Genomic DNA, 14,501 nt, shown 5'->3' on the forward strand with positions numbered 1-14,501 from the left:
ATGGCATTCACTCTCGCACAGCTGGCCCAGCAACTGGGGGCCGAGGTCCATGGGGATGGGACCCGGGAAATTCGCAAGGTCGCGACACTGGAAAAAGCCGGGGAGGGGGAGATAGCCTTCCTGTCCAACAAGAAGTACCGGCATTTTCTGGAGCAGAGCAAGGCCACTGCCGTGCTCATCACCGAGGCAGACCTGCCGTTTTGCCCCACCAACGCCCTGGTGCTCAAAGACCCCTATGTGGGCTTTGCCCGGGTTGCCCAACTGCTGGACACCACCCCGCAGCCGGCCATGGATATCCATCCGAGCGCCGTCATCGCGGCGGACGTGCAACTGGGCGAGAGAGTGGCCATCGGTGCCAATGCGGTGATCGAATCCGGCGTCGTGCTGGGTGACGATGTGCGCATCGGCCCGGGCTGTTTCGTTGGCAAGGATACCCGACTGGGAGCGCGCTCCCGGTTGTGGGCCAACGTCACCCTCTATCACAACGTGACCCTGGGCACGGACTGTCTGGTACAGGCCGGCACCGTGATCGGGGCAGACGGTTTCGGTTATGCCAACGAGCGCGGCGAGTGGATCAAGATCCCCCAGCTCGGCGGCGTGACCATCGGCAACCGGGTCGAGATCGGTGCCTGCACCACCATCGACCGCGGTGCGCTGGAAGATACCCGCATCGCTGACAACGTCATCATCGACAACCAGTGCCAGATCGCCCACAACGTCGAGATCGGCTACGGCACTGCCGTGGCGGGCTCCACCGTGATGGCCGGTAGTCTCAAGGTCGGCAAATACTGTATCATTGGTGGTGCCTCCGTCTTTAACGGGCACATGGAGATCTGCGACCAGGCCACCGTCACCGGCATGGCCATGGTGATGCGTCCCATCACCGAGCCCGGTATCTACTCTTCCGGCATCCCCCTGCAAACCAATAAAGAGTGGCGCAAGACCGCCGCCCGGGTGATGCGTATCGAAGAGATGCACAAGCGGTTGAGCAAGCTTGAGAAAAAGCTGGATCAAGAATAATCACGATTGGTATAGGGTACTGTTTTGACTACTGAAAAGAAGAGCCTGGGCATCCAGGAAATCATGGATCTGCTGCCCCACCGTTATCCGTTCCTGATGGTGGACAAGGTGGAAAACTACGAGATCAGCGATGAGCGCAAGACCCTGCGCGCCATCAAGAACGTCTCGTTCAACGAGCCGATCTTCCAGGGCCACTTCCCGGCCAAGCCGGTCTTCCCCGGCGTGCTGATCCTGGAAGCCATGGCCCAGGCCACCGGTATCCTGGCCTTCACCATGGTGGGCAAGCCGTCCCCCAACGAGCTCTATTACTTTGCCTCCATCGACAATGCCCGCTTCAAGCGCCCGGTGGGCCCCGGCGATCAGCTGGTGCTGGATGTGGAGTTCCTGAAGGAGCGTCGCGGCATCGCCAAGTTCACCGGTGTCGCCACCGTCGACGGTGAAGTGGTCTGTACTGCCGAACTGATGTGCGCCAAGCGCGAGGTATAACCGTGATCGATCAGACTGCCATCATCCACGACACCGCCATCGTCCATGAGTCTGCCGTCATCGGCAAAGGGGTTGAAATCGGCCCCTTCACCGTCATCGGTGCCGAGGTGGAAATCGGTGACAACACCTGGGTGAGCTCCCACGTGGTGATCAAGGGCCCGACCAAGATCGGTCGCGGCAACAAGATCTTCCAGCACACCTCCATCGGTGAGGATTGCCAGGACAAGAAGTACGCCGGCGAGCGCACCTTCCTCGAGATCGGCGACAACAACGTGTTTCGCGAGAACTGCACCGTGCACCGCGGCACCACCCAGGACCAGAGCCTGACCAAGGTGGGTAGCGGCAACCTGTTCATGGTCAACGTTCACGTTGCCCACGACTGCATCATCGGTGACAACTGCATCTTCGCCAACAACGCCACCCTGGCGGGCCATGTGCACATCGGTGACTTCGTGATCTTCGGCGGTCTGTCTGCCATTCACCAGTTCGGCCGCGTCGGCTCCCACGCCTTCGTCGGCGGCTGCGCTGCCCTGAACAAGGACGTGCCGCCCTACGTGATGGCTGCCGGCAACTACGCCAAGCCGTTCGGGGTCAACTCCGAAGGCCTGCGTCGTCGTGGCTTCAGCGCCGAGGCGATCTCTGCCGTCAAGCGCGCCTACAAGGAGATCTTCCGCTCCGGCAAGACCATTGAAGAGGTGATGCCCGTGCTGAGCGAGATGGCCCAGAGCGAACCTGCCATCCAGCTCTATGTGGATTTCCTCAAGGACAACGAGCGCGGGATCATCCGTGCCTGATCCCATTCGCATCGGCATCGTCGCCGGAGAGACCTCCGGCGACATCCTGGCCGCAGGGCTGGTGCGCGAACTGCAAGCCCGCTACCCGGATGCGCAGTTCGAAGGGATCGCCGGGCCGCGGATGCAGGCTCTCGGCGTGAAGGCGCTGTTCGAGATGGAGGAGCTCTCCGTCATGGGCATCACCGAGGTGCTGGGCCGTCTGCCCCGCATCCTCCAGGTGCGCCGCGAACTGCTGCGCCACTTCATCGCCAATCCCCCCGACATTTTCGTCGGTGTGGATGCACCGGATTTCAATATCGGGGTGGAGCTGAAACTGCGCCGCGCCGGTATCAAGACGGTCCACTATGTCAGCCCCTCCGTCTGGGCCTGGCGTCAGGGCCGCATTCACAAGATCAAGGCGGCCACCGACATGGTGCTCGCCTTCCTGCCGTTCGAGAAAGCCTTCTACGACCGTTTCGGTGCCCCCTGTCGCTTCGTCGGCCACACCATGGCGGACGACATTCCGCTGGTGCCGGATCAAGGGGCGGTGCGCGAGGCCCTCGGCATCGATCCCGCCCGTCGCTGGCTGGCGGTGCTGCCGGGGAGCCGCACGGCGGAAGTGGGCTTCATGGCGCCGGTCTTCCTCGAGGCGTGCAAGCACCTGACGGTGCACAACCCGGATCTCGGTTTCATCGTGCCTCTGGTCAACCAGAAACGGCGCGAGCAGTTCCTCGCCATCAAGGCCGAGGTGGCCCCGGAGCTCGACATGGTGCTGCTGGACGGCCAGGGCCGCGAGGCCATGATTGCCGCGGACGTGGTGATGCTCGCCTCCGGCACCGCGGCCCTCGAGGCCATGCTGGTGAAAAAGCCCATGGTGGTGGGTTACAAACTCAAACCCTTCAGCTACTTGCTGGCCCAGTGGCTGGTGAAGACGGATTATGTCTCCCTGCCGAACCTGCTGGCGGACAAGATGCTGGTGCCCGAGCTCATCCAGCACGAGTGCACCCCGGCCAACCTGGTGGAAGAGGTGAGCAAGCTGCTGGACCATGACAACAGCGAGCTCATCGCCACCTTCACCCGGTTGCACGAGAAGATCCGCTGCAATGCGGATGTGCAGGCAGCGGAAGCGGTTGCCGCGCTGCTGGAACGCTAGTGGGCTCTGCCTGTGTGTCAGGCGTGATGTTGTGCTGATACTGGCCCTGCGGGGCCGGTTTTGATTCAAGGCTATGAGATGACGATCGATATTCCCGAAGACAAGCTGATTGCCGGGGTGGACGAGGTGGGTCGCGGCCCCCTGGTGGGTGACGTGGTCACCGCCGCGGTGATCCTGGATCCTGCCAATCCCATCCTTGGCCTCGCCGATTCCAAGAAGCTCTCCGAGAAGAAGCGGCTCGCCCTGTTCGATGAGATCCGGGAGAAGGCGCTGGCCTATGCCATCGGCCGCGCCAGCCCGGCGGAAATCGACGAGCTCAACATCCTGCACGCCACCATGCTGGCGATGCAGCGCGCCGTGGCGGGGCTCAAGGTGACGCCCGAGCTGGTCTTCATCGACGGCAACCGCTGCCCCAGATTGCCGATGGAGGCCCGCGCCGTGGTCAAGGGGGACAGCCTGGTGGCCGCCATCAGCGCTGCCTCCATCCTCGCCAAGGTGACCCGGGACGCCGAGATGACCGAGCTGGACAGCCGCCATCCCGAGTACGGTTTCGCCCGCCACAAGGGCTACCCGACGGCGGAGCACCTCGCCATTCTGGCCGAACGGGGCCCGCTGCCCGAATACCGGCAGAGCTTCAAGCCGGTGCGCCGCGCCCTGGGGATCGAATAACCGATGCCGATCTGTCTGAACGATTTCTGCTTGCGCAATGAGAGGGCGTGACCATGGCTGATCCCCGTTTCATCCACCTGAGGGTGCACTCCGACTTCTCCATGGTCGACGGCCTGCAGAAGATCGGTCCCATCGTCTCCGCTGCCGCCGCCAACAACATGCCGGCCCTGGCCCTGACGGACCAGATGAACATGTGCGGCCTGGTGCGCTTCTACGGCTCTGCCCACGGCAAGGGGATCAAGCCCCTGGTCGGGGCGGATTTCTGGGTGCAGAGCGACGAGCTTGGGGACGAGCAGTTTCGCCTCACCCTGCTCGCCATGGACAACGACGGCTACCAGAACATCACCCTGCTCATCTCCCGCGGCTATCAGCGCGGTCATGTGCAGGGGCGCCCCGTCATCGACAAGGCCTGGCTTGGCGAACATGCCAAGGGGGTGATCGTCCTCTCCGGCGGGCGCGAGGGGGATGTGGGCAAGTTCCTGCTCAAGGGCAACCGCCAGATGGTGGAGCATTGCCTCGCCTTCTACCAGACCCACTTTCCGGATGCCTACTACCTGGAGCTGCTGCGTACCGGCCGCCCGGACGAGGAGGTCTACCTCCACATGGCGGTGGCCATTGCCACCGAGTTCGAACTGCCGGTAGTGGCCACCAACGAGGTGGTGTTCCTCACCGCCGATGACTTCGATGCCCACGAGATCCGGGTCGCCATCCACGACGGCTACACCCTGATGGACAAGCGCCGACCGCGCCGCTACAGCCCCCAGCAGTACCTGCGCAGTCAGGAGGAGATGGCGGAGCTGTTTGCCGACATCCCGGAAGCCCTGGAAAACACGGTGGAGATCGCCAAGCGCTGCAACGTGACGGTGCGCCTTGGCGAGTATTTCCTGCCCAACTTCCCCACCGGCGACATGACCACCGAAGACTTCCTGGTCATGAAGTCGAAGGAAGGGCTGGAGGAGCGGCTGGCCTTCCTGTTCCCGGATCCGGCGGTGCGGGCCGAGCGTCGTCCCGAGTATGACGAGCGTCTCGACATCGAGCTCAAAGTGATCAACCAGATGGGCTTCCCGGGTTACTTCCTCATCGTGATGGAGTTTATCCAGTGGTCCAAGGACAACGGCATCCCCGTCGGTCCGGGCCGGGGCTCGGGGGCGGGGTCGCTGGTGGCCTATGCCCTCAAGATCACCGACCTGGATCCGCTGGAATTTGACCTGCTGTTCGAACGTTTCCTGAACCCCGAGCGGGTCTCCATGCCCGACTTCGACGTCGACTTCTGCATGGACAGGCGCGACGAGGTGATCGATCACGTCTCCGAGATGTACGGCCGGGAGGCGGTATCCCAGATCATCACCTTCGGCAGCATGGCGGCCAAGGCGGTGGTGCGGGACGTCGGCCGGGTGCTGGGCCACGCCTACGGTTTTGTGGATCGCATCTCCAAGCTGATCCCGCCGGATCCGGGCATGACCCTGGCCAAGGCGTTCGAAGCCGAGCCCAAGTTGCCGGAGCTCTACGAGCAAGACGAGGAGGTCAAGGACCTCATCGACATGGCCCGCCGCCTGGAAGGGGTGGTGCGCAACGCCGGCAAGCACGCCGGTGGCGTGGTGATCGCGCCTACCAAGATCACCGACTTCGCGCCGCTCTATTGCGACGACGAGGGGCATCATCCGGTCACCCAGTTCGACAAGAACGACGTGGAGTACGCGGGCCTGGTGAAGTTCGACTTCCTGGGGCTGCGCACCCTCACCATCATCGACTGGGCCCTTGGCATGATAAACCCCCGTCTTGCCAAAGAGGGCAAGCCGCCGGTCGACATCGCCGCCATCCCCATCGACGACAAGAAGTCGTTCGCCCTCTTGCAGCGCTTCGAGACCACGGCGGTGTTCCAGCTCGAATCCCGCGGCATGAAGGACCTCATCAAGCGGCTGCAGCCCGACTGCTTCGAAGACATGATCGCGCTGGTGGCCCTGTTCCGCCCGGGCCCGCTCCAGTCGGGCATGGTGGACAACTTCATCGAGCGCAAACACGGCAAGGAGGCCATCTCCTACCCGGACGAGAAGTGGCAGCACGAAAGCCTCAAACCCATACTCGAGCCCACCTACGGCATCATCCTCTACCAGGAGCAGGTGATGCAGATCGCCCAGACCCTGGCGGGGTATACCCTGGGTGGCGCGGACATGCTGCGCCGGGCCATGGGCAAGAAAAAACCCGAAGAGATGGCCAAGCAGCGGGCGGGCTTCGAGGAGGGGGCGGTCAAGAACGGCGTCGACGGCGAACTGGCGATGAAGATCTTCGATCTGGTGGAGAAGTTTGCGGGCTACGGCTTCAACAAGTCCCACTCCGCTGCCTATGCGCTGGTCTCCTACCAGACCCTCTGGCTCAAGACCCACTTCCCGGCGGAGTTCATGGCGGCGGTGATGACCGCGGACATGGACAACACCGACAAGATAGTGACCCTGGTGGACGAGTGTCAGCGCATGGGGCTGACCGTGATCCCGCCGGACGTCAACACCGGTCGCTACCGCTTCAGCGTCAACGAGGACGGCCACATCGTCTACGGCATCGGCGCGGTGAAGGGGGTAGGGGAAGGGCCCATCGAGGCGATCCTGGAGGCGCGGGATCGGGACGGTCCGTTCCGCGATCTGTTCGATTTCTGCAACCGGGTCGACATCAAGAAGCTCAACAAGCGGGTGATGGAGAAGCTCATCCTCTCCGGCGCCATGGACAGGCTCGGCCCCCACCGCGCCGCCCTGATGGCGACCCTGGAGGAGGCGATGCGCGCCGCCGAGCAGCACGCCAAGGCCCAGGCGGTGGGGCAGGTCGACATGTTCGGTGTGCTCACCGAAGAGATCGACGACGTCAAGAAGGCGTTCGCCAACGTGCCGCACTGGCCTGACAAGGTGTGGCTGGAAGGGGAACGCGAGACCCTCGGGCTCTACCTCACCGGTCACCCCATCAACCAGTACAGCAGCGAGCTGCGGCGCTACACCTCGGGCCGACTGTGCGATCTGCATCCCACCTCCCGGGATACGGTGACCACGGCGGCGGGGTTGGTGATCGCGGCGCGCAGCATGGTGACCAAGCGCGGCAACAAGATGGGGATCTTCACCCTGGACGACAGATCCGGCCGTCTGGATGTGACCCTTTTCAGTGAAGCGCTGGAAAAATACGAAGAATTGATGCAAAAAGACCGTATTTTAGTGGTTTCTGGACAGGTCAGCTTTGATGACTTCTCCGGTGGCCTTAAAATGTCGGCCCGCGAGTTGCTGGATATCAACGATGCGAGGGAGCGTTTTGCCAGGGCAATCCGCATCTCCCTCGATGAACAACGCATTGACGAGCGCTTTTTCCCGCGTTTGTGCGAGATTTTGGAGCCCGCCCGTGCCGGAGTCTGTCCGGTTCAGGTAAACTATCGTCGCCCCGGTTCCCGGGTGCGATTGACGCTCGGTACCGAGTGGCGGGTGACGCCCACCGATCAACTGATAGATGACTTGCGAGTCCTGCTTGGACGAGAGCGGGTTGAATTGGTTTTTGATTAGAGGATCTATTGTCCCTATGAGTCTTTTTCTGGATTTTGAACAGCCGATCGCCGAGTTGCAGGCACAGATCGATGAACTGCGCCATGTGAGCGAGCACAACAGTGCCGTGGATCTCAGCGAAGACATTCGCCGGCTGGAGAAGAAAAACGAAGAGCTGACCAAGAAGATCTTCGGCGATCTGGGTGCCTGGCAGGTATCCCAGATGGCGCGTCATCCCCAGCGCCCCTACACCCTCGACTACATCGAGCAGATCTTCACCGATTTCGACGAGCTGGCCGGGGATCGCGCCTATGCCGATGACAAGGCCATCGTCGGCGGCATCGCCCGTCTCGACGGCGAGCCCGTGATGATCATCGGTCACCAGAAGGGGCGCGAGACCAAGGAGAAGATCAAGCGCAACTTCGGTATGCCGCGCCCGGAAGGGTACCGCAAGGCCCTGCGCCTGATGGAGATGGCCGAGCGCTTCAAGATGCCGATCATCACCTTCATCGACACCCCGGGTGCCTACCCCGGCGTGGGTGCCGAGGAGCGTGGCCAGTCCGAAGCCATCGCCCGCAACCTGAAAGTCATGGCCGGCCTGACCGTGCCGGTGGTCTGCACCGTGATCGGTGAAGGCGGCTCCGGCGGCGCTCTCGCCATCGGCGTGGGCGATCGGGTCAACATGCTGCAGTACTCCACCTACTCCGTCATCTCCCCGGAAGGGTGCGCCTCCATCCTCTGGAAGAGCGCCGAGAAGGCCTCGGTGGCGGCGGATGCCATGGGCATCACCGCCCAGCGCCTGAAGGAGCTGAAGCTCATCGACAACATCGTCGAGGAGCCCCTCGGCGGTGCCCACCGCGACGTGGAGAAGATGGCCAAGCACCTGAAAGCGCGCATCCAGCAGGATCTGGATGCCCTGCGCCCCCTCGACAGCGAGCAACTGCTGGAGCAGCGCTACCAGCGTCTGCTGGGTTACGGCTACTGCTGATCTGCCGCTTCCAATAAAAAGTCCCCGCATGCGGGGACTTTTTTTATGGGCGACGTTTGTGGGGGGACGCCGGGGCGGGCCTCAGGTGGCGGTCAGCGCCCGTTGCATACGGACGGAAGCACGCCCTCCGGCAGGGCTCAGGGCCCGCCACTCCCGCCACAGCAGCCAGCACAGGGGGGGCGTCAGCAGCAGCACGGTGGCGGGCTGTGCCATCAAGACCCCGTCGCGCCCCCACCAGAGGGGCAGCAGGAAGATGAGGGGCAGCAGCAGCACCGTCTTGGCCACGGAGATGGCGAGGGCCTGGCGGGTGCGGGCCATGGCCTGCAACAGCACGATGCCGAACATGACGATCCCCTCCAGGGGCAGGGCAGCGAGGTTGAGGGTCAGGCTGCTGATGGCGGCGGCGAGCAGCTCAGCGTCCTGATCACCGGTGTAGAGCATGGCGACCGGCTGCGGCAGCAGCTGGACAATCAGCCAGACCCCCAGGCCATAGACCAGGGTGATCTTGAGCCCCATCGCCATCAGGAACTGTAGGTCGCGATGGCGCCCGGCCCCGGCTGCCTGGCTCACCAGGGGCTGGATGCCAAACGCCAGTCCCTGCAGGATGACGATGAAGACCGCCTCCGTGTACCCCGCCACGGTGAAGCCCGCCAGATCCTTGACCGTGCCGTGCACCATCAGCTGGCTGTTGTGCAGCAGCAACAGCAGCCCCAGGTTGAACTGGGCGATGAGGCTCGGCAGCCCGGTGAAGAGCAGGCCGGGCATGGCCGGGAAGCGGGGCACCAGCTGGCGCCAGGTCAGCCGCAACCGGGCGTGGCGGGTGAAGAAGTACCCCAGGCCGAGCAGGCTGACCACGGCCTCCGAGAGGAGGGTGGCCTGGGCCGTGCCGGTGAGGCCGAGCCCGAGCCGGCCCACCATGATGTAGTTGAGCAGGATGTTGAGGAGGGCGCCGCCGCTCACCAGTACCATGGCGAGGCGAGGGCGGCCGTCGTTGCGAAGCAGGTAGGGCACCGCCAGGTTGCTGGCGAGCAGCAGGGTGCCACCGCCAATCCAGGTGAGGTAGTCGCTGGCCTGCTGCCAGGTGTCGGTGCCGGGGGCCATTCCCAGGGCCTGCAGGATATCGGTGTGCCAGTGGTGCAGCAGCAGCGGCGCTACCGTGCCCAGGATCAGCAGCAGCCAGAGGGCGCTGACCAGAGCCTGGCGGGCCAGAGCGAGGTTCCTGGCGCCCTGCTGGAAGGAGATGGCGGTGGCGGCCCCCATGGCGATCATGGCGGCGAGGCCGATGAGCACCATGATGACCGGATAGACCAGGTTGATGCCGGCAAGGCCGGCGGCCCCCACGTAGTGGCCGACGAAGATGCCGTCCACCAGGTAGTAGGCGCCGGAGACCAGCATGGCCATGACGGAGGGGAGGGCATAGCCCCAGAAACGGCGGGCCATGGCCCGTTGACGCAGGCGGAAGTAGGCGGACATATCTGTACTCGGGAAAAGGGCCGGAATCGAGCAGACAGTCTAGTTTCTTATGGATTAATTGATAATTAGGCTTTCATTTGATGGATTGCTGAATGTATCTCATCAATCAGCGGATCCTGTGATACTCCTTCAACATGTCGATCAGGGCTCGCAGCCCTTGCCCCAGCTGGTGCCGGCCCGGATAGAAGAGGTTGAACCCGGCAAAGCTGGGGCTCCAGTCATCCAGCACGCTCACCAGCCGCCCCGATGCCAGGGCGTCGAACACCTCCCCTTCGTGGCAGTAGGCGAGCCCGAGCCCCGCCTCGGCCGCCCCCAGGTAGAGCGCAGGCGTGCTGGTGGTGAGCGGGCCCGTCACTTCGATCTCCAGCAGCTCCCCCTCGGCGGCAAAGGCCCAGCGATAGTGGTGATGGGGCGTGAGCCGGTAGCCGATGCAGTCGTGCTGGCGCAGATCCGAGGGGTGGCGAGGGGTGCCACGCCGTGCCAGATAGTCGGGGGAGCCCACCACCAGATAGCGCTGCTGCGGGCCCAGGGGAACCGAGATCATCTCCTGGGGCAGCAGGTCGCCGTAGAAGAGGGCGGCGTCGTAGCCATCCTCGATGAGGCGGGGCATCAGCTCCAGCTCCTCCACCTCCACCTGCATGCGCGGGTAGCGCACCAGATAGTCGATGAGCACCGGGGCCAGCACTTCCTGGATGGCGGCTCGGGGGGCACAGAGCCTGAGCCTGCCCACGGGTTCGCCCGCGTGGCGCGTCAGCTCCGCCAGTGCCGTCTCCAGTTGCCCCAGGGTCGGCAGTACCTGGGCCAGCAGCCGTTCGCCCGCCTCGGTCGGCACCACGGCCCGGGTGCTGCGATTGAGCAGCCTGACGGCCAGGCGACTCTCCAGCCCTTTGAGGGCATGACTCAGGGCCGAGGCGGAGACCCCGAGCTCGAGGGCGGCCTTGCTGAAACTGCGGTGACGGGCGACGGCGGCAAACACGGCCAGCTCGGCGAGATCGGTGCGGGAGAGGGTCATGGTCGGTACGCAGAAAAAGGGCGGACACAAAGGGTACGCCATGGGGCGACGGGAGACAATCGGGGGGCAATGAGGGGATTGTGACAAAATTGTTGCGCGTTTCAAGGGTGAGGTGGATCACATCAAAAAGTTTATATGTTAAAAAAAAATCGCAATATGGCGATTCAAGTGTGATCTGAAGCGACGGAAAGGCGATTCCAATCAAACTTTGGTTGATTAATTCAAAAAAACGCTGTGATTAATAGGGCCTTTTAACTAGAGTCATCTCATCGGATGAGGTGAGCGTTATCCCGTTGTTAACGAGCGAGCACGATCCCCTCTGTATTACGACTCCCCGCCCGTGTTTGTTGCAATCAGGTTGCCACAGGGAGTGGCGGCCGGATGGCCGGGGCGGAGGAACAAACAGGACGAATAGCTGGAGTTCCAGGGAAAGGAACCGGGCCCAGGCCCACTGACAAGTTAAGATCCCACTTTCCTTGATGACAGGAACACCCCTATGTCTGACATGAACATTGCAGTTGAAGGCAGCTTGAGCAAAGCCTCCTCCCGTGGCATCAACAAGGCCGACGTGGTCTGGATGCTGGGTCTGTACGGTACCGCCATCGGCGCCGGTGTCCTCTTCCTGCCGATCAATGCCGGTGTCGGTGGCCTGTGGCCGCTGGTCGCCATGCTGATCCTGGCCCTGCCGCTGACCTTCTTCGCCCACCGTGGCCTGACCCGCTTCGTGCTGTCCGGCTCCACCCGTGACGGCGACATCACCGAGGTGGTGGAAGAGCACTTCGGCAAGACCGCAGGCAAGTTCATCACCCTGCTCTACTTCTTCGCCATCTACCCCATCCTGCTGATGTACTCCGTGGCCATCACCAACACCGTCGAGAGCCTGATGGTGCACCAGCTGGGCATGACGGCACCTCCCCGTGCCATCCTCTCCCTGGTGCTGATCCTGGGTCTGATGGCGATCGTTCGCCTGGGCGGCCAGGTCATCGTCAAGGCGATGAGCGTGCTGGTCTTCCCGTTCGTGGTCACCCTGATGGGCCTGGCGGTCTACCTGATCCCGCACTGGAACGGTGCCATCATCACCGAAGCCCCGGCGCTGGGTGAGGCCTTCAATGGTGACTTCATCAAGACCCTGTGGCTGGCCATCCCGGTGATGGTGTTCTCCTTCAACCACTCCCCGATCATCTCCTCCTTCGCGGTGGACAACAAAGGCCGCTACGGCGCCAACGCCGAGAAGAAGTGCAGCAACATCCTGCTGGGCGCCCACGTCATGATGGTGATGACGGTGATGTTCTTCGTGTTCAGCTGCGTGCTGAGCCTCTCCCCGGCTGACCTGGCGGCGGCCAAGGAGCAGAACATCTCCATCCTCTCCTACCTGGCCAACCACTTCGACAACCCGGTGATCGCCACCGTGGCACCGCTCATCGCCATGGTTGCCATCAGCAAGTCCTTCCTGGGTCACTACCTGGGTGCGCAAGAGGGCATGAACGGCCTGATGGCCAAGTCCCTGCGCGAGAAGGGCAAGAACGTCGACGTCAAGCAGCTGAACAAGGTGACCGCGGTCTTCATGATCCTGACCACCTGGGCCGTGGCCACCATCAACCCGAGCATCCTCGGCATGATTGAAGATCTGGGCGGCCCCATCATCGCCATGCTGCTCTTCCTGATGCCGATGTACGCCATCGCCAAGGTGCCGGCCATGCGCAAATATGCCGGCAACCTCAGCAACGGCTTCGTCACCCTCATCGGCCTCATCGCCATGTCCGGTATCATCTACAAGCTGATTGCCTGATGACAGCGTTCATCCCTGTGAGAAAGCCGCCCCCCGGTGAAGTGAACCCCGAAAGTTGGACACCCAACGAGTAGGGGTTCTTCGTTTCTATGGGAAAGCAAAAATACTCGACCGACTTCAAACGTCAGGTCGTTCTTCACTATCTCAGTGGTCATGACGGTGCCAAAAAGACGGCCGCCCTGTTTGGTATCGATCATGGCGCCGTTCGCCGCTGGACCGAGCATTGGAAAGTCAGTGGTGAAGCTGGCTTGACCATCACGACCAAAGCTTATTCTGCTGAGTTCAAAGAGGAAGTTCTGCTTTGGATGAAGCAGAATTGTGCCTCTTCTCGCAAGGCTGCTGCGACATTCAAGATCGCCGCCGCCTGCACCGTCAGCCGGTGGGAGCGTCTTTATCGTGAAGGCGGTATCATGGCCCTCCGTGATAAACGCACAGAACGCACCATGACTTCAGAGAAGACGCCCCCCGGCAAACCGCTCACCGCCCCCTATCCCACCTTCCACAGTGCCGAGGAAGAGCTTGAATACCTGCGAGCGGAGAACGCCTATCTAAAAAAACTGCATGCCTTGGCGCGGGAAAAACAGCAGAAAAAGCAAAAGTCATTTCCGGGCTAAGGCAACACCATAAGCTGGCCACGCTGCTGCATATCGCCGGGTTGCCACGCAGTACCTTCTATTGGCAGATGAGCTCAGATGCCAGCACAAAGGCCTACGAGCATGAAGCAGAGCGGGTCAAGGCACTGTTTCATCACCATAAAGGGCGTTATGGTTATCGACGGATCACCCTGGCGCTGCGAAATGAGGGATGTCATCTCAACCATAAAACCGTGCGTAAACTCATGCGAAAACAGGAGCTTGCCTCTAACCTGCGCCGCAAGAAATACCGCTCGTACAAGGGGACATACGGCCATATTGCCCCGAACCTCTTGCAGCGTGATTTTCACGCCGATGCCCCGAACCAGAAATGGGTCACCGATGTGACGGAGTTCAATCTCAAAGGGCAGAAGCTATACCTGTCCCCGGTGCTGGACCTGTATAACAGCGAGATCATCGCCTGGCAGATGGCCACGCACCAGGGAATGCCATTGGTGGACAAGATGCTGGATGACGCCCTGGCAACATTGGGGCCAGGAGACACGCCGGTGCTGCACTCGGATCAAGGCTGGCAATATCAGATGGCCAGCTATCAGACGCGGTTATCGTCAAGGGAGGTGAAGCAAAGCATGTCACGCAAAGGGAACTGCTTGGACAATGCGGTGGTAGAAAACTTCTTCGGGCTGCTAAAGAGCGAATGCTGGTTCAACGAGAAATACGAGGACACGGAGCAGTTGAAGCGAGCAGTGGATGAATACATCCACTACTACAACCATGAACGGCTCAAAGTAAAACTAAACGGCCTGAGCCCGGTACAGTACCGAACTCAGGCCATGTCATCCGCCAGCTAACGTGTCCAATAAATGGGGTTCACTTCACCGGGGCGGTTTTTTTAGGTTCTTCGCGGGATCTTGGGGAAGTGGAAGTTGACAGACAGGGTGCTGGTAAACTGGCTGTCTCCAAACACACCACCACCATCACCCTGCTGTCGCCGTGCATCATATTGATATTGCCTCCTTCTGGCCAGGTTATA

General features: G+C 62.1%; 11 protein-coding genes. 9 read left to right on the forward strand and 2 right to left on the reverse strand.

Annotation, left to right across the window (positions count from 1 at the left end):
- The 7 genes from lpxD to accA all read left to right on the forward strand — a co-directional run bounded on the left by lpxD (position 1) and on the right by accA (position 8,601).
- Positions 1–1,020 carry a UDP-3-O-(3-hydroxymyristoyl)glucosamine N-acyltransferase gene (gene lpxD / locus J9892_RS06805; protein WP_039039449.1) on the forward strand — a complete coding sequence of 340 codons (1,020 nt, stop codon included), beginning with the start codon at positions 1–3 and terminating at the stop codon, positions 1,018–1,020.
- 24 nt (positions 1,021–1,044) lie between these two features.
- Positions 1,045–1,506, forward strand: coding sequence for a 3-hydroxyacyl-ACP dehydratase FabZ (fabZ, locus tag J9892_RS06810; protein ID WP_010673414.1), 462 nt, complete (start codon positions 1,045–1,047; stop codon positions 1,504–1,506).
- A gap of 2 nt (positions 1,507–1,508) precedes the next feature.
- Positions 1,509–2,300 carry an acyl-ACP--UDP-N-acetylglucosamine O-acyltransferase gene (gene lpxA, locus J9892_RS06815; RefSeq protein ID WP_080988583.1) on the forward strand — a complete coding sequence of 264 codons (792 nt, stop codon included), beginning with the start codon at positions 1,509–1,511 and terminating at the stop codon, positions 2,298–2,300.
- The gene (gene lpxB, locus J9892_RS06820; RefSeq protein ID WP_210538115.1) at positions 2,293–3,432 is read left to right on the forward strand and encodes a lipid-A-disaccharide synthase; all 1,140 of its coding nucleotides are present in this window, start codon (positions 2,293–2,295) and stop codon (positions 3,430–3,432) included. The genes lpxA and lpxB overlap by 8 nt, the downstream gene beginning before the upstream one ends.
- Before the next feature lie 78 nt (positions 3,433–3,510).
- Positions 3,511–4,101 (forward strand): ribonuclease HII, encoded by a 591-nt coding sequence (gene rnhB, locus J9892_RS06825; RefSeq protein ID WP_052815755.1) that lies wholly within the window; start codon positions 3,511–3,513, stop codon positions 4,099–4,101.
- 53 nt (positions 4,102–4,154) lie between these two features.
- Positions 4,155–7,634, forward strand: a complete 3,480-nt coding sequence (gene dnaE / locus J9892_RS06830) for a DNA polymerase III subunit alpha (protein WP_041211337.1) — start codon at positions 4,155–4,157, stop codon at positions 7,632–7,634.
- Positions 7,635–7,650: 16 nt separating this feature from the next.
- Positions 7,651–8,601 carry an acetyl-CoA carboxylase carboxyl transferase subunit alpha gene (gene accA / locus J9892_RS06835; protein ID WP_210538116.1) on the forward strand — a complete coding sequence of 317 codons (951 nt, stop codon included), beginning with the start codon at positions 7,651–7,653 and terminating at the stop codon, positions 8,599–8,601.
- An 81-nt stretch (positions 8,602–8,682) separates the two neighbouring features.
- On the opposite strand, the gene J9892_RS06840 is transcribed toward accA, so the two are convergent.
- On the reverse strand, positions 8,683–10,074 hold the full coding sequence (locus J9892_RS06840) for an MATE family efflux transporter (RefSeq protein WP_210538117.1): 1,392 nt from the start codon (positions 10,072–10,074) through the stop codon (positions 8,683–8,685).
- 106 nt (positions 10,075–10,180) lie between these two features.
- Positions 10,181–11,086, reverse strand: coding sequence for a LysR family transcriptional regulator (locus J9892_RS06845; RefSeq protein WP_102949239.1), 906 nt, complete (start codon positions 11,084–11,086; stop codon positions 10,181–10,183).
- Between the two features lie 496 nt (positions 11,087–11,582).
- Between J9892_RS06845 and J9892_RS06850 the strand changes: the two genes are divergently transcribed.
- Positions 11,583–12,875 carry an HAAAP family serine/threonine permease gene (locus tag J9892_RS06850; protein WP_039039437.1) on the forward strand — a complete coding sequence of 431 codons (1,293 nt, stop codon included), beginning with the start codon at positions 11,583–11,585 and terminating at the stop codon, positions 12,873–12,875.
- 89 nt (positions 12,876–12,964) lie between these two features.
- Positions 12,965–14,319, forward strand: a protein-coding gene (locus J9892_RS06855; protein ID WP_103859376.1) for an IS3 family transposase whose coding sequence is annotated in 2 segments (ribosomal slippage) — positions 12,965–13,433 and positions 13,433–14,319 — 1,356 coding nt in all. Because the reading frame shifts where the segments join, the coding sequence is not laid out codon by codon here.
- Positions 14,320–14,501: the final 182 nt, after the last annotated feature.

It is taken from the genome of Aeromonas sp. Prich7-2 (assembly GCF_017939255.1).
Lineage (GTDB): Bacteria > Pseudomonadota > Gammaproteobacteria > Enterobacterales > Aeromonadaceae > Aeromonas > Aeromonas caviae.

Excerpts from the sequence above, each read along its gene's own strand:
- lpxD (WP_039039449.1), top strand. The coding sequence starts at position 1 with ATGGCATTCACTCTCGCACAGCTGGCCCAGCAACTGGGGGCCGAGGTC.
- rnhB (WP_052815755.1), top strand. The coding sequence starts at position 3,511 with ATGACGATCGATATTCCCGAAGACAAGCTGATTGCCGGGGTGGACGAG.
- dnaE (WP_041211337.1), top strand. The coding sequence starts at position 4,155 with ATGGCTGATCCCCGTTTCATCCACCTGAGGGTGCACTCCGACTTCTCC.
- accA (WP_210538116.1), top strand. The coding sequence starts at position 7,651 with ATGAGTCTTTTTCTGGATTTTGAACAGCCGATCGCCGAGTTGCAGGCA.
- J9892_RS06840 (WP_210538117.1), bottom strand. The coding sequence starts at position 10,074 with ATGTCCGCCTACTTCCGCCTGCGTCAACGGGCCATGGCCCGCCGTTTC.
- J9892_RS06845 (WP_102949239.1), bottom strand. The coding sequence starts at position 11,086 with ATGACCCTCTCCCGCACCGATCTCGCCGAGCTGGCCGTGTTTGCCGCC.
- J9892_RS06850 (WP_039039437.1), top strand. The coding sequence starts at position 11,583 with ATGTCTGACATGAACATTGCAGTTGAAGGCAGCTTGAGCAAAGCCTCC.